Raw genomic sequence first — 25,993 nt, 5'->3', positions numbered from 1 at the left:
GTGTAGGGGACCTACATGAGCATTCCGAGCCTGTTTTTAACGCAGCATGATCGTCGCGCAGGCAGTTTTCGCGCAGAGCCTAACGCATTACGATGCCGCGGTGAGCCATATAGGCCTTGGCTTCTTGAACGGTGTATTCGCCGAAGTGGAAAATACTCGCCGCCAGCACCGCGCTGGCGTGACCTTCGAGGATGCCGTCAGCCAGGTGCTGCAGGTTGCCGACGCCGCCGGATGCGATCACCGGAATGCCCAGCGCATCGCTGATGGCGCGGGTCACGCCGAGGTCGAAGCCGTTTTTCATGCCGTCCTGATCCATGCTGGTCAGGAGGATTTCACCGGCACCCAGGCCTTCCATTTTCTTTGCCCACTCGACGGCGTCGAGACCGGTCGGCTTGCGACCGCCGTGGGTGAAGATCTCCCAGCGCGGGGTTTCGCCCGGGCCGGAGACCTTCTTCGCGTCGATGGCGACGACGATGCATTGCGAGCCGAAATGCTGCGCCGCTTCGCCGACGAATTCAGGATTGAACACGGCAGCGGTGTTGATCGACACCTTGTCCGCACCGGCATTGAGCAGGTTGCGGATGTCCTGCACGGTCCGCACGCCGCCGCCGACGGTCAGCGGGATGAACACCTGGCTGGCCATGCGCTCGACGGTGTGCAGTGTGGTGTCACGGCCATCGACGCTGGCGGTGATGTCGAGAAAGGTAATCTCGTCGGCACCCTGCTCGTCATAGCGACGGGCAATTTCCACCGGATCGCCGGCGTCACGGATGTTCTCGAACTTCACACCTTTGACGACCCGGCCGTTGTCCACGTCCAGGCAAGGGATGATGCGTTTGGCCAGCGCCATGGTCAGTCCTCAGCCTTGGTACGAGTCGCAGAAAGCTTGCGCTTCGGCGACGTCGAGAGTGCCTTCGTAGATCGCCCGGCCGGTGATGGCGCCGATGATGCCCGGCGCCTTGGCGTCGAGCAGCGACTTGATGTCACCCAGGTTGTGAATGCCGCCGGAAGCGATCACCGGGATCTTCGTGGCAGCAGCCAGCGCAGCGGTGAACGGTACGTTGCAGCCCTGCATCATGCCGTCTTTGGCAATGTCGGTATAAACGATCGAGGACACACCGTCGGCTTCGAACTGCTTGGCCAGGTCGATGACCTGCACTTTGCTGATTTCAGCCCAGCCGTCGGTGGCGACAAAACCGTCCTTGGCGTCGAGGCCGACGATGATCTTGCCCGGGAAGGCGCGGCAGGCCTCGGCGACGAACGCAGGCTCTTTCACCGCTTTGGTGCCGATGATCACGTAGCTCACGCCCGCCTTGACGTAGTGCTCGATGGTCTCCAGCGAACGGATGCCGCCGCCGATCTGGATCGGCAGGGTCGGGTAGCGCTTGGCGATCGCGGTCACCACTTCACCGTTGACCGGCTGGCCTTCGAAAGCGCCGTTCAGATCGACCAGATGCAGACGGCGGCAACCGCCCTCCACCCACTTGGCAGCCATGCTCACCGGATCATCGGAGAACACTGTGGAATCTTCCATGCGGCCCTGGCGCAGACGTACGCAGGCACCGTCTTTGAGATCGATAGCGGGAATAATCAGCATCTGGCAAACCTTCAAATTTGAATGTTCAGCTTGGCTCGGAAATCAGTTTTTCTCGAGCGCCCACAGGTCGCTTTCGATGCTTTCAAACCGCTCCTTGAGGTGGGTCTGCACATCGAAAATCGCCCTGTTGTAATAGTGCGGAGCAATTTCGCGGGTAAACAGCTCAAGAATTTCCGCCGCCTCGAATGAACCCAGGTCCAGTTCGAAACGATCCTCCATGAACCGCTGGATCTTGCGGCTGGCCTCGCTTTCCTGCTCGGGTGTGAGGGTCAGGATCGGCGGTTTTTTCTTGGCAGCCATTTACCAGCGACCGTCCCACGCCGCGAAGTTCTGCAGCAATTGCAGGCCATGGGTATGGCTCTTCTCCGGGTGGAACTGCACGGCGAAACGCGAACCTTCGGCCAGCGCCGCGGCAAAATCGACGCCGTAATGACCGCTGCCGACCACCTGCCGCGGATTACCCGCGGCGATGTAGTAACTGTGCACGAAGTAGAAACGCGCCAGGTCCGGAATGTTGTGCCACAGCGGGTGATCCACCGACTGCTTCACTTCGTTCCAGCCCATGTGCGGGACTTTCAGGTGCTCGCCGTCTTCATGCAGGTCTTTGCCGAAGAACTTCACCGCGCCCGGGAACAGGCCGATGCAGTCGACGCCGTCGTTCTCTTCGCTGCTGTCGAGCAAGGCTTGCATGCCGACGCAGATGCCGAGGAACGGACGATCCTGGCTGACTTCACGTACCAGCGAGTCGAAACCGAGGCGACGGATCTCCGCCATGCAATCGCGAATCGCCCCGACACCGGGGAAAACCACACGGTCGGCTTCGCGGATCACGTCCGCATCGCTGGTGATCAGCACCTTGCCGGCGCCAACGTGCTCGAGGGCCTTGGCCACCGAGTGCAAGTTGCCCATGCCGTAATCGATTACCGCGACGGTCTGCATTACAGCACGCCCTTGGTCGAAGGCATCTGGCCGGCCATGCGGTCATCCAGCTCGACGGCCATGCGCAGCGCGCGGCCGAAAGCCTTGAACACGGTTTCGATCTGGTGGTGAGTGTTGGTGCCGCGCAGGTTGTCGATGTGCAGGCTGACCAGCGCGTGGTTGACGAAGCCCTGGAAGAATTCCTGGAACAGGTCGACGTCGAAGCCACCAACGGTGGCGCGAGTGTACGGCACATGCATCTGCAGGCCCGGGCGGCCGGAGAAGTCGATGACCACACGCGACAGCGCTTCGTCGAGCGGCACGTAGGCGTGGCCGTAGCGACGGATGCCTTTTTTGTCGCCGATGGCTTGCGCGAAGGCCTGGCCGAGGGTGATACCGACGTCTTCCACGGTATGGTGGTCGTCGATATGCAGATCGCCCTTGCATTGGATATCCAGGTCGATCAACCCGTGACGGGCGATCTGATCCAGCATGTGCTCAAGAAAAGGAACACCGATATCGAATCGGGCCTTTCCGGTGCCATCAAGGTTGATCGAGGCTTTGATCTGGGTTTCCAGAGTGTCGCGCTCGACAGACGCCTTACGTTCGGCCATCACCAGCTCCGCAAAATCATTGGGCGAAAAAGGCAGCCATTATAGGGGCGCGGGGCCGAAACAGAAACACGAGAGGTGGAATGACTGACGGATAGAACCCCGTGCTGTCGGGGATAGACATGTGCATACAAGCTATTTCGGACAGCACAAAACAAATGTGGGAGCGAGCCTGCTCGCGATGAGGGCCGTACATTCAACATCACTGTCGACTGTCAGACCGCCATCGCGAGCAGGCTCGCTCCCACAGGATTTGGTGCCGGCCTGAGATTTCAGGCCGGCAACTTTAGCGTCTTAGTGGAAAAGAACCGCCGTCTTCTGCAGGGTCACCCACACACCCCACGCCAACGGAATCCCCACCACCAGCCACGCAGCGATTGCCAACGGCTTGCTGCCCGGCGCGGCTTTCCACTCCAGCACAGTGCTGCTGTCAGCACCCTTGTCGTGACCCAGCGCCTGTTCGGCGGCCAGTTCGGCGTCGGTCATGAAGTACTTGTCCGCCACCGGACGCACCAGCAGGTTGCACAGGAAACCCAGCACCAGCAGGCCGGCGAGGATGTACAAAGTGATGTCGTAAGCGGCGGCGCGTTCAACGCCGATGCTCAGTTGATACTCACGCAGGTAGTTCACCAGCACCGGACCCAGCACGCCAGCGGCAGCCCAGGCAGTCAGCAGACGACCGTGGATCGCACCGACCATTTGCGTGCCGAACAGGTCGGCCAGGTACGCTGGAACGGTCGCAAAACCACCGCCGTACATCGACAGGATGATGCAGAACGCCGCCACGAACAGCGCAACGTTGCCCAGGTGACCGAGGTTCGGGATCAGTGCGTACAGCGCAAAACCCAGTGCAAAGAACACAAAGTAAGTGTTCTTGCGACCCAGGTAGTCCGAGAACGACGCCCAGAAGAACCGACCGCCGATGTTGAACAGGCTCAGCAGACCGGTGAAGCCTGCCGCAATCGCAGCGATGGACGCCAGTTGACCGGCGTCCAGCTGACCGAACGGCAGATCGTTGCCCAGCAGCTTGCCGCCGAACACTTCCTGCAACAGGGGCGATGCCATGCCGAGGATGCCGATACCCGCCGACACGTTCAGGCACAGCACCAGCCACACCAGACGGAATTGCGGGGTTTTCCACGCCACATTCACGTGAACGTGACGGTGGGTGATCATCGCATTCGAGGCTTTCTTCGCCGGCGCGGCCCAGCCTTCAGGCTTCCAGCCGGTCGGCGGCACGCGGTAAGCCAGCGCACCACCGATCATGAACACAAAGTAGATCGCGGCCATGGCGACGAAGCTCTGCCATACGCCCACGCCCGTCGGCGAAGCGAAATGGCTCATCAAAGCGGTTGCCAGCGGCGCACCGACCATCGCGCCGCCACCGAAGCCCATGATCGCCATGCCGGTGGCCATGCCGCGCTTGTCCGGGAACCACTTGATCAGGGTCGAGACCGGCGAGATGTAGCCCAGGCCCAGACCGATACCGCCGATCACGCCGGAGCCGATCCACATCAGCCATATCTGGTGGGTATAAATACCCAACGCCGAAATCAGCAGACCGCCGCACCAGCACAGTGCCGATACCACACCGGCCTTGCGTGGTCCTGCGTGTTCGAGCCAGCCACCCCAGATTGCAGCCGAGCAGCCGAGGAAGATGAAGAACAGGGTGTAGATCCAGCCGAGCATGGAGATCGGCCAGTCGCATTGCGACGAGAAGACTTGTGCGATGAAGCTCATGTCCGGTGCGCAAGCCACCGGAGCGGTCACGCCCAGCGCCTTGGACAGCGGCAACCAGAACACCGAGAAGCCATAGGCCATGCCGATGCACAGGTGAATGGCCAGTGCGGCCGGTGGGACCAGCCAGCGGTTGAAACCGGGCTTGGCGATGATGCGTTCCTTGGACAGGAACGCAGGCTGGGCGGCGCTGAGGCCGTCCGCCGTGATGCTCGTGCTCATTGTGTATCCCCCAATTATTAGTATGCGTTCGCCAGCCACTGCTCACCCCCGGCCTTTATGCACGCAGGCATGACCGTGTTGGTGGGTGGAGCTCCTTGAAGCGCGACCAAAAGTCGCAGAGGGACGGACGAACGGGCGAAGGTTACCATCTGCACGTGACAGAAAAACCAAACTGATATCACCTTTTTTGAGTCATCTGATCTCAGATGACCGGGGAACCCTCCCGCCGACCGTTGTCGAAGCGCTGCACGCCGCGGATCGACAGGTTCCTCTGGACACCGCACCAGCACAGGGTCATGCAGCGCTATACTCCCCGGCTAAATTATGAATTCGACTAACTACAAGGACTCGCCCATGAAAGCGTTCGGCAAAATCCTGGGTCTGGTACTTCTCGGGCTGTTGCTGATCATTGTGGCGGCGGGCTTCGCCCTGACCCACTTCTTCGATCCCAACGACTACAAAGACGAGATCCGCCAGATAGCCCGCGACAAGGCCCACATCGAGCTGACGCTCAATGGCGATATCGGCTGGAGCCTGTTCCCATGGCTCGGCCTGGAATTGCACGAGGCCAGCGTCGCCACCCTGATCAAGCCTGACGAACCGTATGCCGATCTGCAGATGCTCGGCCTGTCGGTACGCGTGCTGCCGTTGCTGCGCCGTGAAGTGCAGATGAGTGATGTGCGTGTCGAAGGTCTGAACCTGCGCCTGAACCGTGACAAGAACGGTCACGGCAACTGGGAAGACATCGGCAAGCTGCCGGCTGCAGCGCCCGCGCCGGGCAGCACCCCGCCTGTTGCCGCTGGCGAACCGGTCGCCGAAACACCTGCCCAGCCGGAAAAACCGCCGCAGCCGATTCGCCTCGACATCGACAGCCTGACCGTCAACAACGCCCGCGTTGAATACAACGACGAGCAGACCGGCAAGCAGTTCAGCGCCGAAAGCATCCAGTTGAGCACCGGCGCGGTACACGACTCGACCAACATTCCGCTCAAAGCCACGGCATTCCTCAGCACCAATCAGCCCGTGCTGCGAGTGCGCACCGAGCTCAATGGTGAGCTGCGCATCGAGCGCGCCCTGCAACGTTACAAGTTCGAAGACCTGAAGCTGTCCGGCGAACTGACCGGTGATCCCCTGCAGGGCAAAGCCATGACGTTCTCCGCCCAGGGGCAGATGTTGCTCGACAAGGCTGCAAACGTCGCCGAATGGACCGGGATCAAGATTTCCGCCAACCAGTTGCGCGCCTTGGGCGAGCTGAAGGCCAACGATCTCGACAAGACGCCGCAGATCACTGGCGCGATTTCCATCGCCCAGTTCGATCTGGCGAAGTTCGTCGACAGCATCGGCCAGACCCTGCCGGCCATGGCCGAAGGCAGCCTGAGCAAGGTCGAGCTGGTCAGCCGTGTCGCTGCCACACCGACCAGCCTGGCGCTGGACAACATCAACCTGAAACTCGACGACAGCAACTTCAGCGGCCGCATCGCCGTCGAAGACTTCGCCAGGCAATCGCTGCGAGCGATCCTCAAGGCCGACACCTTCAACGTCGACCGCTACCTGCCGCCGAAATCGGAAAAAGCCGCCAGCGCCACTCAGGCACGCCAGACCGAAGTCGCCAGCACCGAAGCCGATGCCATGGCCGGCGCCGGCAGCACCCCGCTGCCGGACAAACCGAGCAAAAGTGCCTGGAGCACCGAGCGACTGTTCCCGGTGGAGCGCCTGAGCAAACTGGACGTGAACGCCGACCTGACCTTCGGCCAGTTGACCCTCGATAAATTACCGATCCAGAACGCCGCACTGAAAGCCACCGGCCAGGGCGGCCTGCTGACTCTGGAGAACCTGCGCGGCGAGCTGTACAACGGCGACTTCGAATCCAAGGGCACGCTGGACGTGCGCCAGACCGCGCCGGTACTGAATCTGCAAACCCGGATCAACCGCGTGCCGGTGGAAAAAATCCTCGAAAGCCAGGGCAAGAACCCGCCGGTCAAAGGCCTGGTGAACCTCACCAGCACCGTCACCGGTAGCGGGAACAGCCAGCAGGCGCTGATCGACACCCTCAACGGCAACGCCAGTTTCGTGATCAACAACGGCGTGTTGCTCAATGCCAACCTCGAACAGCAACTGTGCAAAGGCATCGCCACCCTCAACCGCAAATCCCTGAGCGGCGAACCGCGGGGCAAGGACACGCCGTTCCAGGAACTCAAGGGCAACCTGACCTTGCGCAACGGTGTGGCCAACAACCCGGACCTGAAAGTGCGCATCCCTGGCATGACCGTCAACGGTGACGGCGACATCGACCTGAAAGTGCTGGGTATGGACTATCGCGTCGGCATCATCGTCGAAGGCGATACCAGCGCCATGCCGGACCCGGCCTGCCAGGTCGGCGAGAAATTCGTCGGCATCGAGTGGCCGCTGCGCTGCCGTGGCCCGCTGGAGCTCGGCGCCAAGGCTTGTCGTGTGGATAACGAGCGCCTCGGCCAGGTCGCGACCAAATTGGCCGGCGACAAGCTCAGCGAAAAAATCGACGAGAAACTGGGCGACAAAGTCAGCCCTGAATTGAAAAACGCATTGAAGGGGCTGTTCAAGCGATGAGAGCGGAGCAGTTTTCCACGGCGGTGCTGGAATGGTTCGACCGTCACGGCCGCCATGATTTGCCCTGGCAACAGAACATCAACCCGTATCGGGTGTGGGTGTCCGAGATCATGTTGCAGCAGACCCAGGTCAGCACCGTGCTCAATTACTTCGACCGGTTCATGGCCGCGCTGCCGACGGTCGAAGCCCTGGCCGAAGCGCCGGAGGACGAAGTGCTGCACCTGTGGACGGGCCTGGGTTACTACACCCGCGCGCGCAATCTGCAGAAGACCGCGAAGATCGTCGTCAGCCAGTACGGCGGCGAATTTCCCCGCGATGTCGAGAAACTCACGGATCTTCCGGGCATCGGCCTGTCCACTGCTGGCGCGATTGCCAGCATCAGCATGGGCCTGCGCGCGCCAATCCTCGACGGCAACGTCAAACGGGTGCTCGCGCGCTTTACCGCACAGGAAGGCTACCCCGGCGAGCCGAAGGTCGCCAAACAACTGTGGGCCAACGCCGAGCGCTTCACGCCGCAGGATCGGGTCAACGCCTACACCCAGGCGATGATGGATCTGGGTGCCACGCTGTGCACCCGCAGCAAGCCGAGCTGCCTGCTGTGTCCGCTGAAGAAGGGCTGCGAAGCGCACATGCTCGGCCTGGAAACGCGTTACCCGATCCCCAAGCCGCGCAAGGCCATCCCGCAGAAGCGCACGCTGATGCCGCTGCTGGCCAACGAGGACGGCGCGATTCTGCTTTATCGTCGCCCATCCAGCGGATTGTGGGGCGGTTTGTGGAGCCTGCCGGAACTCGACGACCTCGACGACCTGCAACACCTCGCCGCGCAGCACTCGCTGGAACTGGGCGAGCAGCAGGCGCTGCCGAGCCTTGTCCACACCTTCAGCCATTTCCAGCTGTCCATCGAACCCTGGCTGGTTCAGGTGCAGGAAGCCGGCGGTCACGTGGCCGAGGCCGACTGGCTCTGGTATAACCTCGCCACCCCGCCGCGCCTGGGCCTCGCCGCCCCGGTCAAGACCTTGCTCGAACGCGCGGCCGCCGTCTTGAATGCAGGAGAGTCGACATGACCCGCACCGTAATGTGCCGCAAGTACAAAGAACAACTCGAAGGTCTGGAGCGCCCGCCGTACCCGGGCGCCAAGGGCCAGGACATCTTCGAACACGTCTCGGCCAAGGCCTGGGCCGACTGGCAGAAACACCAGACCCTGCTGATCAACGAAAAACGCCTGAACATGATGAACGCCGAAGACCGCAAATATCTGCAGGGCGAAATGGACAAGTACTTCTCCGGCGAGGAATACGCCCAGGCCGAAGGCTACGTTCCACCGGCCGAATAACCCCCGGATTTCGTAAGCGACGGAATTAATTTAAGAAATTTTAAAAAAGTCGTTGACGTAAATCCGAAAAACCCTTTTAATGCGCCCCGTTGCCCAGATAGCTCAGTCGGTAGAGCAGGGGATTGAAAATCCCCGTGTCGGCGGTTCGATTCCGTCTCTGGGCACCAAATACCGAAAACCCTGAATCGCAAGATTCAGGGTTTTTTTATGCCTGCGATTTGATGACGGCCTGATTCAGGGACGCATCGGCAACGGTCGCGCCATCCCGGCGCGACCGGCAACGTCCCTAGCTGTTGTCGTTCCAGTGGAACACCAGATTGCGCGCTGCACCGCCGCCTATTTCGGCCGCATCCCGACGCGTTTCACCATTGCGGGTAGCGACGACCGTGTACTTGCCGGGCGGTAACTGCACATACACCAATGGCCCGGTCTGATTCAGCGTCAGCACGGTTTGGCCGGGGGCTTTCTGGATCATCACATCGACATCGGCGGTGTACAGGTTTTGCATGCCGACGGCGAAGGTCATGTGCAGGTTGTAGCCAGCGGATTGCTGAATGGCTTTCGACTCATCCAGGCCAATCCCGCCGGCCAGATAGCGAATACCGTTTTGCTCTTGCTGCTGAGCCTGCACAGCGGAATTGTCGATCGGCTCCAGACTTGCAGCCTGCGTCATGAGCGGAAACAGCAACACCGCCGCAGCGGCAACGGGCAGCACGAATTTAAGAACGCGTTTCATGAGGACGACTCCCGGGCTCTCGCGGAACCCAATCGTTACCTCTTTTTAGATTTTGTCTCGTGAGGTGAGTTTTAGAACGATTGGGAGTTGCGGTAGATACGAAAAGGACTACAGAAAACTCCACCAACGATTCGCGCCGCATTGCGTCTCGAATTAGCGATTGCCTGATCAACCTGCACATTTGGTACTCACTGCGTTCCGATTCGTTGCATACCCACCCGCTTGAAGTTCATCCTCGAACCGTCCCCGAAAGTCTGGATCGCCATGAACCTACAAAGCGCGACACTGCCACTCAGTCAGCTGTCAGCGGAAAGCGAGCCCTTCCACGAGCCCGCCGCCGACGGCTATTTGCTCGGCGGTTTCACCTGGCGTCACGCGTCTCCTGATCCACAGCGCCCGCTGGTGATCATCAACGCCGCCACGTCCGTGCGCTGCCGCCACTACTCGCGCTTCGCGGCGTATCTGTTCGCCAACGGCTTCGACGTGATCATTTACGACTACCGGGGCATTGGTGAGTCGCGGCCAAAGTCGATGAGGCATTTGCAGGCTTCATGGACGGATTGGGGCGCGCTGGATTTCGAGGCGATTCTCAAACGAGCACAGCGGGAGTTTCCCGGTCAGCCGATCGATGTGGTCGGGCACAGTTTCGGTGGCTGTGCAGCAGGCCTGGGGGCATCCGGACATCTGATCCGACGACTGGTGACGGTCGGCGCGCAGTTCGCTTACTGGCGCGATTACGCGCCCGAGCACCGCTGGCGGATGTTCGGCAAATGGCACCTGCTGATGCCGCTGGTCACGCTGTTCTGTGGCTATTTTCCGGGCAAGCGACTTGGCTGGCTGGAAGACACGCCCGCTGGCGTGGTCCGCGACTGGAGCACGCCCGACGCACGTTATGAGCGGCGCCCGAGCGGTAGAACAATCGCCGACTTGCCCTTCGCCAACGTCCGGGCCAAAGCCCTGGCAATCAGCATCAGCGACGATCCCTACGGCACGATTCCCGCCATCGAACGCCTGCTCGATTACTTCCACAACGCGCAAAAGACCCACCTGCGAATCGAGCCGCAGGACATCGGCGAACAAGAAGTCGGACATTTCGCCTTTTTTCGCAGCGCATACCAAGCCACACTATGGCCCATCGCGCTGACCTGGCTGCAGACCGGCGCACTGGCCCCCGATACACCGGGGCGGCAAGTGCCGCGCAGTTGAGTCCCCTCCAACGCATCACGGAACACACACCATGGCTTCCGCCAACAAGCAGCAAAAACGCGCCGCCCGGGCCAAGACCAAGGCCAGGCAGAACCGCACCAAACGCGCCGAGGCACCGGTCGAACTGGACCCGAACGACGACCGCATCGATTTCGAGTCGGTGGACCTGACCGAACTGTTCAAGAAAATGATCGACGCCGAGAAGATCAGCCAGCAGGCCATGTGCACGGCATTCCTTGAGGACCCGCTGCTGGAGCTGGTGTATGAACAGGAAGGTGAAGAAGGCGCGATGGATTTCATCCTCGCCGCACTGATCGAGTACCGCCAGTGGTCCACCGAGACCGACGAGGCCGGTGCCCTGGCGTGGATCGAGTCGCCTGACTTCCAGAAAGACTATGTGGCCGCGTCCGACGCGATCGCCGCACAAACCCAACAGAAAGACTGAGTTCCCATGGCATCCCTGAACAAGCAACAGAAACGCGCCAAACGCGCCAAGGCCAAGGCCAAGCAGATCCGCATGGTCGGCCGCAAACCCCTGGCCCTGGACGATGACCTCGGTCACCTGGCCGAGCCGATCCCGGAATACACCCTGGCGATGTTCAGCAAGATGCGCGACGCCGAAGCCGTCAGCCGCAACGACATGCTGCTGACCCTGCTGCGCGAGCTGGCGTTCATCATCGTCGACCATCCTGAACTGCTGGACATGGAAAACGCCGACGACGAAGGCATGGCCGCCACCCACCTGGCCGCCGACATGCTGATCGACTATCGCATGTGGGCCGATGGCATGGATCGCGAGACAGCCCAGGCCTGGTTGAGCGAGCCGCAGTTCATCACCGATTTCGGGATGGCACTGGATACTTACGGCCAGTCGCTCGAAGCGCCTGAAGAGAAGAGCGAATAAACCTCGCCCGCAAACAAAAACGGCCGCTTGTCATCGCTGACAGCGGCCGTTTTGCATTACGCGATCCGGATCAGTTCAACACCACCGCACCACGCTTTTCTGCCTTGCGACGACGCGCCACGAGCATGCCGGTCGCAACAACTACCAGGCTCAGCAGGCCCGTCGCGAGGATTTCCACGCGGTGGGCGTCCTGGAACAACATGATGGTCAGGGCCGCCACGATGAACACGATCACCGCGTAGGTCAGGCCCGGGAACAGCCACATGCTGAAGACGATTTTTTCACCGCGAGCCATGCGCTGCTTACGCATGCGCAGTTGCGAAATCGCGATCACCAGGTACACCAGCAGCGCGATGGCGCCGGAGCTGGCCAACAGGAACTCGAACACCGCAGCCGGAGCCACGTAGTTGGCGAAGGTGCACAGGAACGCTGCGCCTGTGGACAGCATCACCGCCCAGTAAGGGGTGCCGCTCTTGTTGGTGCGGGTCGCCATGGCCGGGGCATCGCCACGTTTGCCGAGGGAGAACAGCATGCGCGAAGAGGTGTACAGCGCCGAGTTCAGGCAACTGGTCACAGCGACCAGCACCACGATATCGACGATCATCTTGGCGTTCGGGATGCCCATGCGCTCAAGCACAGTCTGGTAGGAGCCAAGGCTGGCCAGCGCTGGATCGTTCCATGGCACCAGGGCCACGACGATGAAAATCGATACGAGGTAGAACAAACCGATCCGCCAGATCACCGAGTTGGTGGCCTTGGAAATCTGCTTGCCAGGGTTCTTCGATTCCGCGGCCGCGATGGTCACGATCTCGGTACCCATGAAGGAAAACATGGTGGTCAGGATCGCGCCCAATACAGCGCCCAGGCCGTTTGGCAGGAAGCCCTGGGTGTCAAAAATGTGCGACACACCGCTCACCTGGCTGTTCGGCAGGAAACCGAAAATCGCCGCCACACCCAGAATGATGAAACCGATGATCGCCACGACTTTGAGCAGGGCGAACCAGAATTCGAACTCACCGTAGTTTTTTACGCTGAACAGGTTGGTCACCGTCAGCAGCATGGTGATGATCAGCGCGAAGGCCCAGATCTCCACGCTCGGGAACCAGGCATGCAGGATGGTCGCGGCGGCGTTGGCCTCCAGCGGGATCACCAGAACCCAGAACCACCAGTACAACCAGCCGATGGTAAAACCGGCCCAATGACCGATGGCGCGGTCGGCATAAGTCGAGAAGGAGCCGGTATCCGGCGAGGCAACGGCCATTTCGCCGAGCATGCGCATGACCAGCACAACCAGCATGCCGGCAGCGGCGTAGGCCAGCAGCACGGCCGGGCCGGCGGCGGCGATCGCGTGGCCGGAGCCGACGAACAGACCTGCACCGATCACACCGGCGATCGACAGCATGGTCACATGACGCGGTTTGAGCCCCTGTTCGAGGCCATTGGAGCTTTGGGTACTGCTCATTGGAACTACCTTTGCGAGGAAAGCGATTGCGTCCGGCCCGTCTGGCGTTCCTTCTCGTAAAAAGAATCCAACGGGGCGTTCCAGATTCTGCACGCAATAATTGCGCCAAAATGTTTCAAAGTCTTCTGGCCCGCGGTTTTCAGTACGACCGGACAGTCATCGCAAGTCCTTGAGAATACTGGCCTTTCGCCAAAGCGTTACCCTGCGACTCACTTTTCAAAACGAACGGGCGCACCAGAAACACACTGAAAAAGTGCGGGATGCACAATAAAAGGGCGAATGAGGAACGTTCGGCCGGATAGCGCTTCCAACACCCCGCCAAAGGTGGCAACATCGCGCCTTTTTTTACGCGACACCCACGGGAATCAACGTCAAACGCCCGTTCGGTTGTTGACGGGGCGACAGTCTGCTGCGCTGATGCGACAACCTGCCACACGCCATCCGTTTACCGCTCGTAGCGCTGTTGGCTGCCATTGAAACGCTATGCTAGCTTGGCCGCCTCGCCAGGAAGGCCAACCAACAGCTGGAGCGCAACATATATGAGGAACGCACATGGCTGAGGCCACGCCCGCGCTTGAAATCCGCAACCTGCACAAACGCTACGGACAGCTTGAGGTGCTCAAAGGCATCTCGCTGACCGCCCGCGACGGCGATGTGATCTCGATCCTCGGTTCCTCCGGTTCCGGCAAGTCCACGTTCCTGCGTTGCATCAACCTGTTGGAAAACCCGCACCAGGGCCAGATCCTGGTCGCCGGCGAAGAACTCAAGCTCAAGGCCGCCAAGAATGGCGAACTGGTTGCCGCCGACGGCAAGCAGATCAATCGCCTGCGCTCCGAGATTGGTTTTGTATTTCAAAACTTTAATCTGTGGCCGCACATGAGTGTGCTCGACAACATCATCGAAGCCCCGCGCCGCGTGCTCGGCCAGAGCAAGGCCGAAGCCATCGAAGTCGCCGAAGCCCTGCTGGCCAAGGTCGGCATCGCCGACAAGCGCCACGCCTACCCGGCGCAGCTGTCCGGCGGCCAGCAACAGCGCGCGGCGATTGCCCGCACACTGGCGATGCAGCCCAAGGTGATCCTGTTCGACGAGCCCACCTCCGCCCTTGACCCGGAAATGGTCCAGGAAGTACTTAATGTCATCCGCGCATTGGCCGAAGAAGGCCGCACCATGCTGCTCGTGACCCACGAAATGGGGTTCGCCCGTCAGGTGTCCAGTGAAGTGGTATTCCTCCACCAGGGCCTGGTCGAAGAGCAAGGATCGCCACAGCAGGTGTTCGACAACCCGCTTTCGGCGCGCTGCAAACAATTCATGTCCAGCAACCGCTAACGGAGCTACCCGCATGCAGAACTACAAAAAGGTCTTCCTGGCCGCCGCCGTCTCCCTGGCGTTCAGCGCCGGCGCCATGGCCGAGACCCTGAAGATGGGCATCGAAGCCGCTTACCCGCCGTTCAACAATAAAGACGCCAGTGGCCAGGTCGTCGGTTTCGACAAAGACATCGGCGACGCCCTGTGCGCCAAGATGAAAGTCGAATGCAGCGTCGTGACTTCCGACTGGGACGGCATCATCCCGGCCCTGAACGCCAAGAAGTTCGACTTCCTGATTTCCTCGCTGTCGATCACCGACGAGCGCAAGGGCGCGGTGGACTTCACCGACCCGTACTACTCGAACAAGCTGCAGTTCATCGCGCCGAAAAACGTCGATTTCAAAACCGACAAGGACTCGCTCAAAGGCAAGATCATCGGTACGCAACGCGCGACCCTGGCCGGCACCTGGCTTGAAGACACTTACGGTAGCGATATCGAAGTCAAGCTCTATGACACTCAGGAAAACGCCTACCTGGACCTGACGTCCGGTCGTGTCGACGCGATTCTGGCCGACAAGTACGCCAACTATGACTGGCTGAAAACCGACGCAGGCAAGAACTACGAGTTCAAGGGCAACGCGGTCGTGGAAAGCGACAAGATCGGCATCGCCGTGCGCAAAGGTGACCCGCTGCGCGAGAAGCTGAACGCCGCATTGAAGGAAATCGTTGCCGACGGTACCTACAAGAAGATCAACGACAAGTACTTCCCGTTCAGCATCTACTGATCCTGACCTGCGGGACCTGCACCGTGCTCTGACGGTGCAGGCTCCCGGCCTTGCCTGCCGCGATTTGAAAAGAAATCCATGATTATCGACCTCTACGGATTCGGCCCGGCGCTCGCCGCCGGTGCGCTGATGACCGTCAAACTGGCACTTACGGCTCTGTGTCTCGGGCTGGTGCTCGGTCTGCTCGGCGCCCTGGCCAAGACTTCCCCGTACAAGCCGCTGCAATGGCTTGGCGGCACTTATTCGACCCTGGTACGCGGCGTCCCGGAATTGCTCTGGGTATTGCTGATCTACTTCGGTACGGTCAATGCGATGCGCGCGCTCGGGGAGTTCTTCGGCAATCCCGATCTGGAACTCAGCGCCTTCGCCGCCGGCGTCATCGCGCTGGGCCTGTGCTTCGGCGCCTACGCCACGGAAGTGTTTCGTGGTGCGATTCTCGCCATTCCCAAAGGGCACCGTGAGGCTGGTGTGGCCCTGGGCCTGTCGAAATGGCGGATCTTCACCAAGCTGATCATGCCGCAGATGTGGCGCATCGCCCTGCCCGGTCTGGGTAACCTGTTCATGATCCTGATGAAGGACACCGCCCTGGTGTCGGTCATCGGCCTGGAAGAAATCATGCGTCACGCACAGATCGGCGTGACCGTGTCCAAACAGCCGTTCACCTTTTATATGGTCGCCGCCCTCATGTACCTGTGCCTGACGGTGCTGGCGATGACAGGCATGCACTTCCTGGAAAAACGCGCCGCACGCGGCTTCGCGAGGAGCGCTCAATGAACTGGGAAGTCATTATCAAGTGGCTGCCGAAACTGGCGCAGGGCGCGACCCTGACTCTGGAACTGGTGGCCATCGCAGTCATCGCCGGTCTGCTGCTGGCGATCCCGCTGGGCATCGCCCGCTCTTCGAAGCTGTGGTACGTGCGCGCTTTGCCCTACGCCTACATCTTCTTTTTCCGTGGCACGCCGTTGCTGGTTCAACTGTTCCTGGTCTATTACGGCCTGGCGCAGTTCGACGCGGTACGCAGCAGCTCGCTGTGGCCGTACCTGCGTGATCCGTTCTGGTGCGCGACCGCGACCATGACGCTGCACACCGCGGCGTACATCGCCGAGATCCTGCGCGGCGCAATCCAGGCCATTCCGCCGGGTGAAATCGAAGCGGCGCGGGCTCTGGGCATGTCCCGGCCGAAAGCGCTGTTCTACATCATCCTGCCGCGTGCTGCGCGCATCGGCCTGCCGGCCTACAGCAACGAAGTGATTCTGATGCTCAAGGCCAGCGCCCTGGCCAGCACCGTGACGCTGCTGGAACTGACCGGCATGGCGCGCACGATCATTGCCCGTACTTACCTGCCGGTGGAGATCTTCTTCGCTGCCGGCTTGTTCTACCTGGTGATGGCCTACGTGCTGGTTCGCGGTTTCAAACTGCTGGAACGCTGGCTGCGCGTCGATGCGTGCCAGGGACGCTGACTCTTCTTACGTGCTGACGGGCGAGGACTTACTCGCCCGCTTCACCGCACTGGATACATTTCTCACAACGCATCAGGCGCTGTGGAAACCCCGCCCGTTTACTCATCTGCATCTACCCTGGGAAGCATCCTGCCCGGAGCTGGCTTCGTGGCTACGCGGACGATCGCTGGAAGAGGCGGAAAACGCCCACAACAACCCTGCCGAACTTTTGGATGCACCCGAGCCCTTTGCTTCATTGGCAGCGTTGTCGCTTGAACTGAGTGCGGTGGGTGAGTTGCCTGCACACTCACTGGAAGCTGCCGGCCATCGCCTGAATGTCGATGTACCGGGGCGCAAATGGCAGCAGATCGAGGCCTTCGCCAGCCGCTTGTCGTTTGCCGCGCAACCGAAGCACTGGCTGGACTGGTGTTCGGGTAAAGGCCATTTGGGGCGGCGTCTGCTCGGTGCCGATCAGCAGCTCACTTGCCTGGAATATGATCCAGCGCTGGTCGCGAGCGGTCAGGCACTGAGTCAGCGTCATCAGTTGCACGCACTGCATGTCGAGCAGGATGTACTCGCCGCGAACACCGCTTTATTGCTGAACGCCGAACACACACCTGTTGCCCTGCACGCTTGTGGTGATCTGCATGTGCGGCTGATGCAACTGGCCAGCGCCGCAGGTTGCCGACAGTTGGCAATCGCTCCGTGCTGCTATAACCGGATCAATCGAGCGGAGTATCAGGCGTTATCTTCCGCCGGCTCGCACTCTGCCCTACAGCTGTCGCTGGAAGATCTGTCCCTGCCGATGAGCGAAACCGTCACCGCCGGTGCCCGTGTCCGACGTCAGCGCGACACTTCCATGGCCCGCCGGCTGGCTTTCGATTTGCTGCAGCGGCAAGTACGCGGCACCGACGAATACCTGCCGACGCCGTCGCTGCCGAGCGCATGGCTGGACAAACCGTTCGCCGATTACTGCTGCGACCTGGCAGCGTTGAAAGAGTTATCCACAATCGGCTCGCCGGATTGGGTAGCTCTCGAAGCCGCCGGTTGTCAGCGGTTGGCCGAAGTTCGCAACCTGGAATTGCTGCGCGGACTGTTCCGACGCCCGCTGGAGCTTTGGCTGAATCTTGATCGGGCACTTTTCCTCACCGAACAGGGATACGTCGTACGTCTCGGCACCTTCTGCGAAACGCCGCTCACACCGCGTAATTTACTGCTGCTGGCCGAGCGCCCGTAATTTTACAGCCTGTGGATAACTCTGTTGATGGATTTCTCTTGGATCCCATATCCGCGCCTGTTTCAGGCCACTAACAGCCTTGGTCATTTTTTGTTCACATGAATAAAAAACCGATAAAACAGGGATTTGCGCACCAAATGAGAACCCTTTCACAAAATCCCCTCTAAGCCCGCCCTCTTCAAAGCCTGTTGTGCATAAGCCCCCAAGCAAAAGGACATATCCGCCGAATCATGGACGCAGGGAACGGAAAATTGCGCCGGCCAGCCACCCTTGCTATACAGACCTACGCCGTGCAGGTAGCGCAGGCCCGAACAAGAAAAAATCGACCGACAGGAAGCGACCGTGACGTTCATTTCTTACGCACAGAATTTCGAGGACGTTCGCCTTTGGCGCGCCCTGCAGTATTTTGAAAACGGGTTTTATATCGACGTCGGCGCCAATGACCCGATCCACGACTCGGTCACCAAAGCCTTTTATGATCGCGGCTGGCAGGGCATCAATGTCGAACCGATGCAGAACTATTACGACGCGCTCCGCCACCATCGCCCCCGCGACACCACGCTGCAATGCGTGGCCAGCGACCAGCCGGGCCAACTGACCTTCTACGGCATTCCCGACACCGGCCTGTCCACCGCTGACCCGGTCGTTGCGCAACAGCGCAAAAACCTCGGCATGGACGTGCAAAGCCTCACCGTCACCGCACGCACACTGACCTCGATCTGCGAAGAACACGCCGCCGAGCGGCCGATCCACTTCCTGAAAATCGACGTCGAGGGCCACGAAGAAACCGTCCTGCGCGGGATGGACTTCGGCCGCTTCCGCCCCTGGATCATCCTCATCGAAACCCCATGGGAGCGCGACCACACCTGGGAACACCTGGTGACCGACGCCGGCTACACCAACGTCCTGTTCGACGGCCTCAACAGCTTCTTCCTCGCCAACGAACACATCAACCTCAAACCCGCGTTCGACCTGCCACCGTGCAACCTCGACAACTTCCAGCTGTGCAAAGGCCACAACCTCGCCCACCCGGTAAACCCGGCCCTGGAAACCGCCCTGCAACGCGCCGAACACGCCGAAGCCGAACTGCGCGCCATGCAAAACAGCCGCACCTGGCGCGCTGTACAAAAACTGCGCAACGTCCTGCGCCGGGCGTGATTCGCAGAGGACGCAAAAATAGTCTGAATTCAGGGGTTTACAGAAGCACCCGAGTCGCTATAATCGTCGCCCACACGCCGGTATAGCTCAGATGGTAGAGCAACTGACTTGTAATCAGTAGGTCCCGGGTTCGATTCCTGGTGCCGGCACCATACAAAACAAAGCCCCTGCAGAAATGCAGGGGCTTTGTTGTTTCTCGGCATTATGACGGCCTGTGTTTAACCGTTTACCATCTGCTGGCGTAATTCTTCTTCACGTAACGGTTGATGTAACTGTTTAAACCTTGCCCTGCCACAGCCAAACGTATTAGCTCTGCCACAATCACAGCGCCGGGCTTGAGCGAATCATAAAGATAAGTTCTGTAAGCACCCTTTGCGAATTGAATCGTGATTGATCCCCGCCCTAGTTCATAAGCAATCACGCCTGAATCTCCAGCCAGGTTCTTATACTGCGCCATAACGTCCTTCCCCGACCGTACGATCACGAGTAACTGTTTCTAATCAAAATAGACGACTCTCAGCATATCCTCAGGCTTAGGCTCACTGAGTTCCCCTTGAACTCGCGGGAGCTTCGCAAGGCGCTGGTCGATGACGATCCACAAACCGTCGCCCACAAAAAAGCCCTCGCATCACTGAAAGGGCTTTGTGTTATCGCATCAATCAATGCCCAGCGCTCTGCCCGCCGTCCACATGCAGAATCTCACCAGTTACAAAGTTCGCGTTATCGAGATACACGACCGCCTGCGCAATATCGTCGATCTCGCCCATGTGCCCAACCGGATGCAGAGCCCCCAGCGCCGCGTGGGTTTCCGCGCCATGCATCGGCGTTTTGATGATGCCCGGCGATACCGCGTTTACCCGGATTCCGCGTTTGGCGTATTCGATGGCCAGGGATTTGGTGGCGGCGTTGAGGCCGCCCTTGGTCAGCGACGCGAGGACCGAGGGCACGCCGTCGATGGCGTGGTCGACCAGGCTGGTGGTGATATTGACCACGTGGCCCTTGCCTTGTTTTTCCATCTCGGCGATGGCCAGTTGGGTGATGTAGAAGAAGCCGTTGAGGTTGACCGACAGCACCGCCGCGTAGTCGTCCGGGGTGTAGGCGGTGAACGGTTTGGCGACGAAGATGCCGGCGTTGTTGACCAGGGTGTCGATGCGGCCGAAGCGGGCCACGCCTTCGCTGATCACGCGTTGAGCGGTGGCCGGGTCGCCGATGTCGCCGGCGATGGTCAGGATCTGCGGATCGTTCGACGGTTTGATCGAGCGCGAAGTGGCGACGATGTTGTAGCCCAATTCACGGAAGGCCTTGACCATGCCTTCGCCCAGACCTTGGGAGGCGCCAGTGATGACGACGGTTTTTTTCGAATTGCTCATGATGAAATCCTCAATCAATAAGTGGGTGTTGAATCAGGCGCTAGCCAGTTGTTTCAGCATTTGTTCGTAGTACTCGACCGATTGCGAACCGGAGACCAGATGCTTACCGTTCAGGATCAGCGCGGGCACCGAGTTGATCCCGTGCTGTCGGTAAAACGCCTGCAGTTGCCGCACTTCACTGGCGAATTCGTCGCTGGCCAGCACCTTGCGGGCCCTCGCCGCCTCCAGCCCCGCTTCGGTCGCCAGACGGATCAGCGTCGGGTGATCGTTGGGGTTGTCGCCGTCGCGGAAGTAAGCGCGCAGCAGGATCTTTTTCAGCACGACTTGCCGCCCTTCCTGCGCTGCCCACATCAGCAATCGATGGGCATCGAAGGTGTTGTGAAAGTGCGTGCGTTTCTCCAGGTCGAACTCGAAACCGATGGCCTTGCCGCGCTCGATTTGCATCTTTTTGCCGGCGGCAACGTCTTCGGCGGTGCGACCGTATTTGCGCATCAGGTGCTGCACCGCCGGTTCACCTTCGGCGGGCATGTCCGGGTTGAGTTCGAAGGGCTTGTAGGTCAGCTCCACCGAAACCTCGCCGGCCAGATTGCCGATCGCCTGCTCCAGCGCCGTCGCCCCGAGTGCGCACCAGGGGCACACCACGTCGGAAACGAAATCGATGGTCACGGTCGGGGTCATGACTGGCCCCGTTCCGCCAGCTGTCGGCGGTATTCGGTGGTGGTGATGCCGGCGTAGCCCCAGTTATCGGTGTCGACTTCTTCGATCACGATGTGGGTCAGGTCCGGGCGTTTGTTGAGGACGCGCTCCAGGGTTTCAGTGATTTCGGCGATCACCTGAGCTTTCTGCTCGCGGGTAACGCCGTCGCGGGTGATGCGTACGCTGACAAATGGCATGACGACTACTCCAGTGACCTGCCCTCGGGATGATGGTCAGGTGTTGGAGCTCAATGTAGGCGTGTGCCGGGAGGGGAAAAAGTAGGGGTGGGGTACTTCATTTGTGAGGTGGTGTAATGAATTGACAAGCCGAAGTTCAGTGACAGAGAATCCCCTCAAGAGCGCGAAACCGGCTGCCATCAGGTGGCGATAGCCGGCGTTAGGAACCCCGTTGATGACCTGAAAATCAGCGTTCGGGTGCGACCTCTTCTCCCCTGCTTGAGGGAGCACAATATCGAGCGACTTCAACAAAAAAGCCGACAGCGATGTCGGCTTTTTTGTGCGCGCTATTTGAACAGTTCGGAATGAGTACCCAAGTCAACGAAGGTGATCAAATCTGGGCGTGTGTTTTCGTAAATCATCAAAAAGTCACCGCCGATGTGACACTCGCGAAATCCAGTCCAATCACCGTTTAGAGCATGATCCACATACTCCGCAGGCAACTGTTCGCCCAAAAACAACATGACCATCACCTTACGAACTTCATTCATATCTCGACGCCCGGCACGCTCGTAACGATCCCAGGACTTCTTGAACTCGGACGTTTGTGAAGCCTGCTTAGGCCGCTCAGCGCGTTTTTGTCTTTTCTCCGGTTTCGCCATCGGCAGCCCTCAGCATCTCATCTATCGAGTCGAAACGCTGGCGAATATCTCGTGCTTCCATCATCGCGCGGGCGGTCTTCTCTGAAGGGACGCGCACCTCAAAGGGCAAGCCTTGGGTCGCCACGACCTGACGAAGAAACAGACGCATGGCATCACTAATACTGAGCCCGCAAGCGTTCAAAACCTCAGTGGCACGCGCCTTCAAATCCTCATCAATGCGGCAACGCACATCGGTGGTTTTCAGTAGTGCACCCATTTCAATTACCTCATGGTGATTTTGTAGCTACATCGGCGCTACCTCTACATTGTGGTCAGGGGATTCGTTTTGGGTCAATGTGAAGTTGATACACGGGTCTCCACCGTCGTAACTCACTACTATTTCATCCGCTTTGACACCGGTCTGCTATCAGCCCAATCGCCAATTCCCCTGAGATGTATCTGCTCATCGTGCAGGCATAACGTGTGAACCCTGTCAGTCGTTTCTCTTGATGAATCTGCCCAGACGCACCCAAACCGTGCACTTTTTTTGACCCCAATCACCCCCACGTCACCAAAAACCCCGATCCTGTGTCAGCCTCCAGCCATCGGCAGGGACATCGATTCGCTACTAATTGCGCGACAACTATGCTCAGGTACAGGAATATAGCCGGCAAATGGCGCCGTTCAGGCTGCCACGTACACAACAATACCCAGCCCACTTCAGAGGGCATTACCCATGGATAGCAGAACCTTACGCAACCTCATGCGCATCGTGCAGACCGGCTCCTTGTCGGCCGCAGCCGAGCATTCGTGCCTGACTGTGCAGGCCCTGGCCGCGCAGTTGAACAAGGTCGAAGAACAGTTCGGTTTCCGCTTGTTTCGCCGTTCCAACAAGGGGCTGACGCTGACGCCGCAAGGCACAGAGCTGACGCCTTATATGGACAGAGTGCTGATTGCCACGCGGCAGATGGAAGAGAAAGTCGAGGCGCTGAAGGTGCCGGGACAGCGCACGTTGAAAGTGGCGTTGAACACCACGCTGGACCCGGACTTCAACCGACGATTGATCGGGCGCTTGATCGATGTGTTCCCCGACTACCAGATGGAATTCAGCTACGCCGAGTCGATGGAAAATCTCAGCAAGCTGAAGAACGAGGACTTCGACCTGGCGGTGCTGATCGGCCCGCAGCGTCCGGGGTTGCCGAGCATTGTCCTGCCGGAAGTGCAGGTACAGGTGGTCGGCGCTCATTGCGGTCAGGAGAACGATCCGCTGACGTTGCTCGGCAACAAGTTTCAGGTGCGTCCTGCAGAAGATTGCCCGTATTCCCACAGCTTTTTGCGTTTTCTCGACGCCGGGCTGGGCAATTTCGAGAACAGCCGGCGGACGATTTACTCCTGCAGCGAAACGCTGACCCTGTCACTCATCACGCAGATGGACGCGGTCGGCATGGTCTCCCGCGAGGCCGCACAGAAGAACGGCCTGACGATTTTCCCCGGATTCGAGGATTTCCTCGAAGTGCGCCTGGCGGTGAACAACCCGGATCTGTCCGGCCAGGCGTTGAACGACGTGGTCGACCTGCCGTTACATGAACGAGCCGAGCGCAATGTACGCAGCCGTCCCAACCGCCACACTGAGAAAGAGGTTTTTGCTGAAATACGCACATAACAGCGTCGGAATCGCTGCATAGAATTCCGGGCGATCGAGCTGTATGTGCTGTTCCTTGATCAACAAGGGGGTCAGGCTGATCGCAGCGACGATCGCCACCGGCAGGTATTCCAGCGCCCGGGCGACGAAGGGCGGCCAGTGCTCGGTGTTGACCTGCAGCGGCAAGGCCCGTGGCAGGAAGGTCACGGCCATCATCAGCGCGACCACCAGGATCAGGAACGTTTGGTCAGGCATACACCCACTCCACAGCCCACAAACGTGGCGATGAAAACGTTGAACGGCGAGCTGCCCACCAGACTCAGTGCGCCCATGCAGACGACTGCGGCCATAGCGGCGATGAGTTTGTTGCGGGTGTTGCACAGCGAGACCAGCACGTAGAGCATCATTGCGGTCAGCGCGTAGTCGAGCTGGTATTTGATCAGGTGCGAAGCGTATTGCGCACACAGGGCCCCGAGCAATCCGCCGATCACCCACGAGGTGTGGCAGAACAGGTTGAAGCCGATCAGATAACGGATGTTCACCGGCGCCCCGGTGCCCAGCTTGACGCTGTGAAAGGCGAACGACTCATCGGTGAGCCCGCCGGCATAGCACCAGCGCTCCATGCGGCTCAGACCCAGCGCCCGCAGGGCCTTCGCCATGTAGACCGACATCAGCATGTGCCGCGCATTGATCAGAAATGTGGTCAGCACGATGGTGGTCAGCGACGCACCGCTGCTGATCAGCGCCAGCGCCGCGAATTGCGAAGCCCCGGCATACACGAACAGACACATGGCCACCGGCAGCCACAGCGGCAGCCCGGCGTTGACCGCCATCAGCCCGAAGACGAACGACACGGTGAAGTAGCCGGCCACCACCGGGCTGGCTTCGGCAAAGGTGCGCGATGGCTGACGGTCGACCATCAGCGGCGCACTGCCGGATGTTTCATTCATAGATCCCTCTCAAATGTCCGTTCGCCGTGAGGCTCGCAAAAACCCTGGGCCGTCCAGAAACGCTTGCCCGCGAGGTTAGCATCGTCAACGAACAGAAACATCCGCAGCACACCGACCCGTTTCATGTCGGCTGACGCCGCTTCCACCAGCCGCTGCCCCACACCCTGGCTGCGATAGCGCGCGCTGACAGCCAGATGGTTGATCGTGCCGCGACTGCCGAGCATGCCGCCCAGCACCGCACCGACGATCTCGCCTTCGACGTCGAAGGCGAGATAGGCCGTGGTGGTTTTCTGGATCAGCACGCCGCGCAGGCATTTGGCGTCCTGCCATTCACAGAACGACACTTCGTCGAACTGGCGGAAGAAACGCTCCATGCGCTGCGCGTCCTTGGCCGTCGCACGCCGCAGCACCACCGGCGTCGAGCACTCGACGCCGTCGATTGGGGTGATCTGATTAGCGAACAATGTCGAAAGCGGTCCCGGGCCGCGAGAAGGAAATCGCCAGAATCTGCCGGTACGCCATGGCATGGGAGTGGGTGTTGCGCGCCGGCGTGACGTAGTGGCGCATGTCGCGGTCGAGGAAGTAAGTGGTGTCGAGAATTTCCTGGTAGGTGGTCGACGCCAGTTGCTGCTCGTGAATGTCGTACAGGCGGCTTTCGGCCCCCTCGACATTGTTGCGACCCCAGAAGTGCACACCGCTGAACGGGTAACCGTCGCAGTGGATGCCTTCCGGCGTGATTTCCAGTTGTTTGCCGGGTTTGATCTCGATGCGGATCTGATGGATCTGGCATTGCCAGATTTCATTGTGCAACTCTTCCGGCAACACGCTTTTGTACACTTCGAAATCGGTGTCGATCAGGCTGCGCATCACCGGCGAAGTAATCACTTCGTCGGAGAAGTCCTGGAAGTGCCGCACAACGCCGCCCACGTAGGCGTTGTTCTCCTTGGACTGCACGTACGCGCGGTGTTCCAGCTGCTTCAGCTCGCGCGTCTTGGGGTTGTATTCAAAGTCGCTGTAACGACGGTAACGCATGCCGGCTTCGGCCTGACCGTAGTAACTGTCAGGCTCCATGTTTTCCCAACTTTTGGTCAGTCTGACAAAGTCGGCGAAATGACCGTAGAGATTGAAGTCAGCACCCTGCACATTGGCGTATTTGTCGCGCCGTAGCGATTCGCCCACTTCTCTGGTTAAAACGATCATTACCCAATTCTCCGCTGCATTGAACGGCCTAATCTATTAGGTGGAGAATTTGCGTCCATGAGAAAGAATTTCAGGCATTTAAA

General features: G+C 59.8%; 31 protein-coding genes and 2 tRNA genes. 15 read left to right on the top strand and 18 right to left on the bottom strand.

Annotated elements, in window-relative coordinates:
• Window positions 1–79 precede the first annotated feature (79 nt).
• The 6 genes from hisF to NE357_RS01585 form a co-directional block, all read right to left on the bottom strand.
• Window positions 80–850: an imidazole glycerol phosphate synthase subunit HisF gene (hisF, locus tag NE357_RS01610; RefSeq protein ID WP_007897430.1), complete on the bottom strand. Its 771-nt coding sequence runs from the start codon at window positions 848–850 to the stop codon at window positions 80–82.
• Between the two features lie 9 nt (window positions 851–859).
• The gene (hisA, locus tag NE357_RS01605) at window positions 860–1,597 is read right to left on the bottom strand and encodes a 1-(5-phosphoribosyl)-5-[(5-phosphoribosylamino)methylideneamino]imidazole-4-carboxamide isomerase (RefSeq protein ID WP_169428448.1); all 738 of its coding nucleotides are present in this window, start codon (window positions 1,595–1,597) and stop codon (window positions 860–862) included.
• Window positions 1,598–1,639: 42 nt separating this feature from the next.
• Window positions 1,640–1,897, bottom strand: coding sequence for a DUF2164 domain-containing protein (locus tag NE357_RS01600; protein WP_169428447.1), 258 nt, complete (start codon window positions 1,895–1,897; stop codon window positions 1,640–1,642).
• Window positions 1,898–2,536, bottom strand: coding sequence for an imidazole glycerol phosphate synthase subunit HisH (gene hisH / locus NE357_RS01595; protein WP_114881092.1), 639 nt, complete (start codon window positions 2,534–2,536; stop codon window positions 1,898–1,900).
• Window positions 2,536–3,129 (bottom strand): imidazoleglycerol-phosphate dehydratase HisB, encoded by a 594-nt coding sequence (gene hisB / locus NE357_RS01590; RefSeq protein ID WP_085712764.1) that lies wholly within the window; start codon window positions 3,127–3,129, stop codon window positions 2,536–2,538. The genes hisH and hisB overlap by 1 nt, the downstream gene beginning before the upstream one ends.
• 291 nt (window positions 3,130–3,420) lie before the next feature.
• Window positions 3,421–5,085 carry an OFA family MFS transporter gene (locus NE357_RS01585; RefSeq protein WP_169428446.1) on the bottom strand — a complete coding sequence of 555 codons (1,665 nt, stop codon included), beginning with the start codon at window positions 5,083–5,085 and terminating at the stop codon, window positions 3,421–3,423.
• A gap of 354 nt (window positions 5,086–5,439) precedes the next feature.
• Between NE357_RS01585 and NE357_RS01580 the strand changes: the two genes are divergently transcribed.
• From NE357_RS01580 to NE357_RS01565, 4 genes are all read left to right on the top strand, one after another.
• Window positions 5,440–7,671 (top strand): AsmA family protein, encoded by a 2,232-nt coding sequence (locus NE357_RS01580; RefSeq protein WP_169428445.1) that lies wholly within the window; start codon window positions 5,440–5,442, stop codon window positions 7,669–7,671.
• Complete coding sequence (mutY, locus tag NE357_RS01575) at window positions 7,668–8,735, top strand: A/G-specific adenine glycosylase (protein ID WP_119428651.1); 1,068 nt, start codon at window positions 7,668–7,670, stop codon at window positions 8,733–8,735. The genes NE357_RS01580 and mutY overlap by 4 nt, the downstream gene beginning before the upstream one ends.
• Window positions 8,732–9,004, top strand: a complete 273-nt coding sequence (locus tag NE357_RS01570; RefSeq protein ID WP_085712761.1) for an oxidative damage protection protein — start codon at window positions 8,732–8,734, stop codon at window positions 9,002–9,004. Before mutY ends, NE357_RS01570 begins: the two co-directional genes overlap by 4 nt.
• A 91-nt stretch (window positions 9,005–9,095) precedes the next feature.
• Window positions 9,096–9,171: transfer RNA gene (locus NE357_RS01565), tRNA-Phe, on the top strand.
• Between the two features lie 119 nt (window positions 9,172–9,290).
• On the opposite strand, the gene NE357_RS01560 is transcribed toward NE357_RS01565, so the two are convergent.
• Window positions 9,291–9,740: a carboxypeptidase regulatory-like domain-containing protein gene (locus NE357_RS01560; RefSeq protein WP_169428444.1), complete on the bottom strand. Its 450-nt coding sequence runs from the start codon at window positions 9,738–9,740 to the stop codon at window positions 9,291–9,293.
• A gap of 264 nt (window positions 9,741–10,004) precedes the next feature.
• Here NE357_RS01560 and NE357_RS01555 point away from each other — a divergent pair, with 264 nt between their 5' ends.
• Genes NE357_RS01555 through NE357_RS01545 form a run of 3 tightly spaced genes read left to right on the top strand, consistent with a single transcriptional unit; the run spans window position 10,005 to window position 11,850 of the window.
• Window positions 10,005–10,946, top strand: a complete 942-nt coding sequence (locus NE357_RS01555) for an alpha/beta hydrolase family protein (RefSeq protein WP_169428443.1) — start codon at window positions 10,005–10,007, stop codon at window positions 10,944–10,946.
• A 31-nt stretch (window positions 10,947–10,977) separates the two neighbouring features.
• Window positions 10,978–11,391 (top strand): hypothetical protein, encoded by a 414-nt coding sequence (locus tag NE357_RS01550; protein WP_169428442.1) that lies wholly within the window; start codon window positions 10,978–10,980, stop codon window positions 11,389–11,391.
• A gap of 6 nt (window positions 11,392–11,397) precedes the next feature.
• On the top strand, window positions 11,398–11,850 hold the full coding sequence (locus NE357_RS01545; RefSeq protein ID WP_169428441.1) for a hypothetical protein: 453 nt from the start codon (window positions 11,398–11,400) through the stop codon (window positions 11,848–11,850).
• A gap of 70 nt (window positions 11,851–11,920) precedes the next feature.
• On the opposite strand, the gene gabP is transcribed toward NE357_RS01545, so the two are convergent.
• Window positions 11,921–13,312 (bottom strand): GABA permease, encoded by a 1,392-nt coding sequence (gene gabP, locus NE357_RS01540; RefSeq protein WP_169428440.1) that lies wholly within the window; start codon window positions 13,310–13,312, stop codon window positions 11,921–11,923.
• Window positions 13,313–13,864: 552 nt separating this feature from the next.
• Here gabP and NE357_RS01535 point away from each other — a divergent pair.
• The 7 genes from NE357_RS01535 (at window position 13,865) to NE357_RS01505 (ending at window position 19,387) form a co-directional block, all read left to right on the top strand.
• On the top strand, window positions 13,865–14,638 hold the full coding sequence (locus NE357_RS01535; RefSeq protein ID WP_027922189.1) for an ABC transporter ATP-binding protein: 774 nt from the start codon (window positions 13,865–13,867) through the stop codon (window positions 14,636–14,638).
• 13 nt (window positions 14,639–14,651) lie between these two features.
• On the top strand, window positions 14,652–15,401 hold the full coding sequence (locus tag NE357_RS01530) for an ABC transporter substrate-binding protein (protein ID WP_169428439.1): 750 nt from the start codon (window positions 14,652–14,654) through the stop codon (window positions 15,399–15,401).
• Window positions 15,402–15,479: 78 nt separating this feature from the next.
• Entirely contained in the window at window positions 15,480–16,175 is a 696-nt protein-coding gene (locus tag NE357_RS01525; protein ID WP_169428438.1) for an ABC transporter permease, read from the top strand.
• Window positions 16,172–16,861, top strand: a complete 690-nt coding sequence (locus NE357_RS01520) for an ABC transporter permease (RefSeq protein WP_169428437.1) — start codon at window positions 16,172–16,174, stop codon at window positions 16,859–16,861. The genes NE357_RS01525 and NE357_RS01520 overlap by 4 nt, the downstream gene beginning before the upstream one ends.
• Window positions 16,842–18,077, top strand: coding sequence for a methyltransferase (locus NE357_RS01515; protein WP_169428436.1), 1,236 nt, complete (start codon window positions 16,842–16,844; stop codon window positions 18,075–18,077). Before NE357_RS01520 ends, NE357_RS01515 begins: the two co-directional genes overlap by 20 nt.
• 342 nt (window positions 18,078–18,419) lie before the next feature.
• Window positions 18,420–19,235, top strand: coding sequence for an FkbM family methyltransferase (locus tag NE357_RS01510; protein WP_169428435.1), 816 nt, complete (start codon window positions 18,420–18,422; stop codon window positions 19,233–19,235).
• A gap of 76 nt (window positions 19,236–19,311) precedes the next feature.
• A tRNA-Thr gene (locus NE357_RS01505) sits at window positions 19,312–19,387 on the top strand.
• Between the two features lie 74 nt (window positions 19,388–19,461).
• Here the strand turns inward: NE357_RS01505 and NE357_RS01500 are convergent.
• From NE357_RS01500 to NE357_RS01475, 6 genes are all read right to left on the bottom strand, one after another.
• Window positions 19,462–19,692 carry a hypothetical protein gene (locus NE357_RS01500; RefSeq protein ID WP_169428434.1) on the bottom strand — a complete coding sequence of 77 codons (231 nt, stop codon included), beginning with the start codon at window positions 19,690–19,692 and terminating at the stop codon, window positions 19,462–19,464.
• 202 nt (window positions 19,693–19,894) lie between these two features.
• Entirely contained in the window at window positions 19,895–20,605 is a 711-nt protein-coding gene (locus tag NE357_RS01495) for an SDR family NAD(P)-dependent oxidoreductase (RefSeq protein ID WP_169428433.1), read from the bottom strand.
• A 33-nt stretch (window positions 20,606–20,638) separates the two neighbouring features.
• Window positions 20,639–21,283 (bottom strand): DsbA family oxidoreductase, encoded by a 645-nt coding sequence (locus tag NE357_RS01490; RefSeq protein ID WP_169428432.1) that lies wholly within the window; start codon window positions 21,281–21,283, stop codon window positions 20,639–20,641.
• Entirely contained in the window at window positions 21,280–21,498 is a 219-nt protein-coding gene (locus NE357_RS01485; protein WP_007952610.1) for a tautomerase family protein, read from the bottom strand. The genes NE357_RS01490 and NE357_RS01485 overlap by 4 nt, the downstream gene beginning before the upstream one ends.
• A gap of 326 nt (window positions 21,499–21,824) precedes the next feature.
• Window positions 21,825–22,139, bottom strand: coding sequence for a type II toxin-antitoxin system YafQ family toxin (locus NE357_RS01480; protein ID WP_169428431.1), 315 nt, complete (start codon window positions 22,137–22,139; stop codon window positions 21,825–21,827).
• Window positions 22,105–22,395 carry a type II toxin-antitoxin system RelB/DinJ family antitoxin gene (locus NE357_RS01475; RefSeq protein WP_085712741.1) on the bottom strand — a complete coding sequence of 97 codons (291 nt, stop codon included), beginning with the start codon at window positions 22,393–22,395 and terminating at the stop codon, window positions 22,105–22,107. Before NE357_RS01475 ends, NE357_RS01480 begins: the two co-directional genes overlap by 35 nt.
• Window positions 22,396–22,854: 459 nt before the next feature.
• Here NE357_RS01475 and NE357_RS01470 point away from each other — a divergent pair, with 459 nt between their 5' ends.
• The gene (locus NE357_RS01470) at window positions 22,855–23,781 is read left to right on the top strand and encodes a LysR family transcriptional regulator (protein ID WP_169428430.1); all 927 of its coding nucleotides are present in this window, start codon (window positions 22,855–22,857) and stop codon (window positions 23,779–23,781) included.
• On the opposite strand, the gene NE357_RS01465 is transcribed toward NE357_RS01470, so the two are convergent.
• From NE357_RS01465 to NE357_RS01450, 4 genes are all read right to left on the bottom strand, one after another.
• Window positions 23,698–24,015: an AzlD domain-containing protein gene (locus NE357_RS01465; protein WP_169428429.1), complete on the bottom strand. Its 318-nt coding sequence runs from the start codon at window positions 24,013–24,015 to the stop codon at window positions 23,698–23,700. The two genes, NE357_RS01470 and NE357_RS01465, sit on opposite strands and share 84 nt — an antisense overlap.
• Window positions 23,994–24,710 (bottom strand): AzlC family ABC transporter permease, encoded by a 717-nt coding sequence (locus NE357_RS01460; RefSeq protein WP_085702720.1) that lies wholly within the window; start codon window positions 24,708–24,710, stop codon window positions 23,994–23,996. Before NE357_RS01460 ends, NE357_RS01465 begins: the two co-directional genes overlap by 22 nt.
• Entirely contained in the window at window positions 24,707–25,084 is a 378-nt protein-coding gene (locus NE357_RS01455; RefSeq protein ID WP_096821986.1) for a GNAT family N-acetyltransferase, read from the bottom strand. The genes NE357_RS01460 and NE357_RS01455 overlap by 4 nt, the downstream gene beginning before the upstream one ends.
• 79 nt (window positions 25,085–25,163) lie before the next feature.
• A complete protein-coding gene (locus NE357_RS01450; protein WP_169428428.1) occupies window positions 25,164–25,910 on the bottom strand; it encodes a 2OG-Fe dioxygenase family protein in 747 nt (248 codons plus the stop codon).
• Between the last annotated feature and the right edge of the window lie 83 nt (window positions 25,911–25,993).

It is taken from the genome of Pseudomonas sp. G7(2022) (genome assembly GCF_052660475.1).
The sequence above is the reverse complement of the archived record's forward strand: the minus strand, read 5'-3'. Positions and strand labels throughout refer to the sequence as shown.

Coding starts and splice junctions, on each gene's coding strand:
- hisF (WP_007897430.1), bottom strand. CDS start 850: ATGGCGCTGGCCAAACGCATCATCCCTTGCCTGGACGTGGACAACGGC.
- hisA (WP_169428448.1), bottom strand. CDS start 1,597: ATGCTGATTATTCCCGCTATCGATCTCAAAGACGGTGCCTGCGTACGT.
- NE357_RS01600 (WP_169428447.1), bottom strand. CDS start 1,897: ATGGCTGCCAAGAAAAAACCGCCGATCCTGACCCTCACACCCGAGCAG.
- hisH (WP_114881092.1), bottom strand. CDS start 2,536: ATGCAGACCGTCGCGGTAATCGATTACGGCATGGGCAACTTGCACTCG.
- hisB (WP_085712764.1), bottom strand. CDS start 3,129: ATGGCCGAACGTAAGGCGTCTGTCGAGCGCGACACTCTGGAAACCCAG.
- NE357_RS01585 (WP_169428446.1), bottom strand. CDS start 5,085: ATGAGCACGAGCATCACGGCGGACGGCCTCAGCGCCGCCCAGCCTGCG.
- NE357_RS01580 (WP_169428445.1), top strand. CDS start 5,440: ATGAAAGCGTTCGGCAAAATCCTGGGTCTGGTACTTCTCGGGCTGTTG.
- mutY (WP_119428651.1), top strand. CDS start 7,668: ATGAGAGCGGAGCAGTTTTCCACGGCGGTGCTGGAATGGTTCGACCGT.
- NE357_RS01570 (WP_085712761.1), top strand. CDS start 8,732: ATGACCCGCACCGTAATGTGCCGCAAGTACAAAGAACAACTCGAAGGT.
- NE357_RS01560 (WP_169428444.1), bottom strand. CDS start 9,740: ATGAAACGCGTTCTTAAATTCGTGCTGCCCGTTGCCGCTGCGGCGGTG.
- NE357_RS01555 (WP_169428443.1), top strand. CDS start 10,005: ATGAACCTACAAAGCGCGACACTGCCACTCAGTCAGCTGTCAGCGGAA.
- NE357_RS01550 (WP_169428442.1), top strand. CDS start 10,978: ATGGCTTCCGCCAACAAGCAGCAAAAACGCGCCGCCCGGGCCAAGACC.
- NE357_RS01545 (WP_169428441.1), top strand. CDS start 11,398: ATGGCATCCCTGAACAAGCAACAGAAACGCGCCAAACGCGCCAAGGCC.
- gabP (WP_169428440.1), bottom strand. CDS start 13,312: ATGAGCAGTACCCAAAGCTCCAATGGCCTCGAACAGGGGCTCAAACCG.
- NE357_RS01535 (WP_027922189.1), top strand. CDS start 13,865: ATGGCTGAGGCCACGCCCGCGCTTGAAATCCGCAACCTGCACAAACGC.
- NE357_RS01530 (WP_169428439.1), top strand. CDS start 14,652: ATGCAGAACTACAAAAAGGTCTTCCTGGCCGCCGCCGTCTCCCTGGCG.
- NE357_RS01525 (WP_169428438.1), top strand. CDS start 15,480: ATGATTATCGACCTCTACGGATTCGGCCCGGCGCTCGCCGCCGGTGCG.
- NE357_RS01520 (WP_169428437.1), top strand. CDS start 16,172: ATGAACTGGGAAGTCATTATCAAGTGGCTGCCGAAACTGGCGCAGGGC.
- NE357_RS01515 (WP_169428436.1), top strand. CDS start 16,842: ATGCGTGCCAGGGACGCTGACTCTTCTTACGTGCTGACGGGCGAGGAC.
- NE357_RS01500 (WP_169428434.1), bottom strand. CDS start 19,692: ATGGCGCAGTATAAGAACCTGGCTGGAGATTCAGGCGTGATTGCTTAT.
- NE357_RS01495 (WP_169428433.1), bottom strand. CDS start 20,605: ATGAGCAATTCGAAAAAAACCGTCGTCATCACTGGCGCCTCCCAAGGT.
- NE357_RS01490 (WP_169428432.1), bottom strand. CDS start 21,283: ATGACCCCGACCGTGACCATCGATTTCGTTTCCGACGTGGTGTGCCCC.
- NE357_RS01485 (WP_007952610.1), bottom strand. CDS start 21,498: ATGCCATTTGTCAGCGTACGCATCACCCGCGACGGCGTTACCCGCGAG.
- NE357_RS01480 (WP_169428431.1), bottom strand. CDS start 22,139: ATGGCGAAACCGGAGAAAAGACAAAAACGCGCTGAGCGGCCTAAGCAG.
- NE357_RS01475 (WP_085712741.1), bottom strand. CDS start 22,395: ATGGGTGCACTACTGAAAACCACCGATGTGCGTTGCCGCATTGATGAG.
- NE357_RS01470 (WP_169428430.1), top strand. CDS start 22,855: ATGGATAGCAGAACCTTACGCAACCTCATGCGCATCGTGCAGACCGGC.
- NE357_RS01465 (WP_169428429.1), bottom strand. CDS start 24,015: ATGCCTGACCAAACGTTCCTGATCCTGGTGGTCGCGCTGATGATGGCC.
- NE357_RS01460 (WP_085702720.1), bottom strand. CDS start 24,710: ATGAATGAAACATCCGGCAGTGCGCCGCTGATGGTCGACCGTCAGCCA.
- NE357_RS01455 (WP_096821986.1), bottom strand. CDS start 25,084: ATGGAGCGTTTCTTCCGCCAGTTCGACGAAGTGTCGTTCTGTGAATGG.
- NE357_RS01450 (WP_169428428.1), bottom strand. CDS start 25,910: ATGATCGTTTTAACCAGAGAAGTGGGCGAATCGCTACGGCGCGACAAA.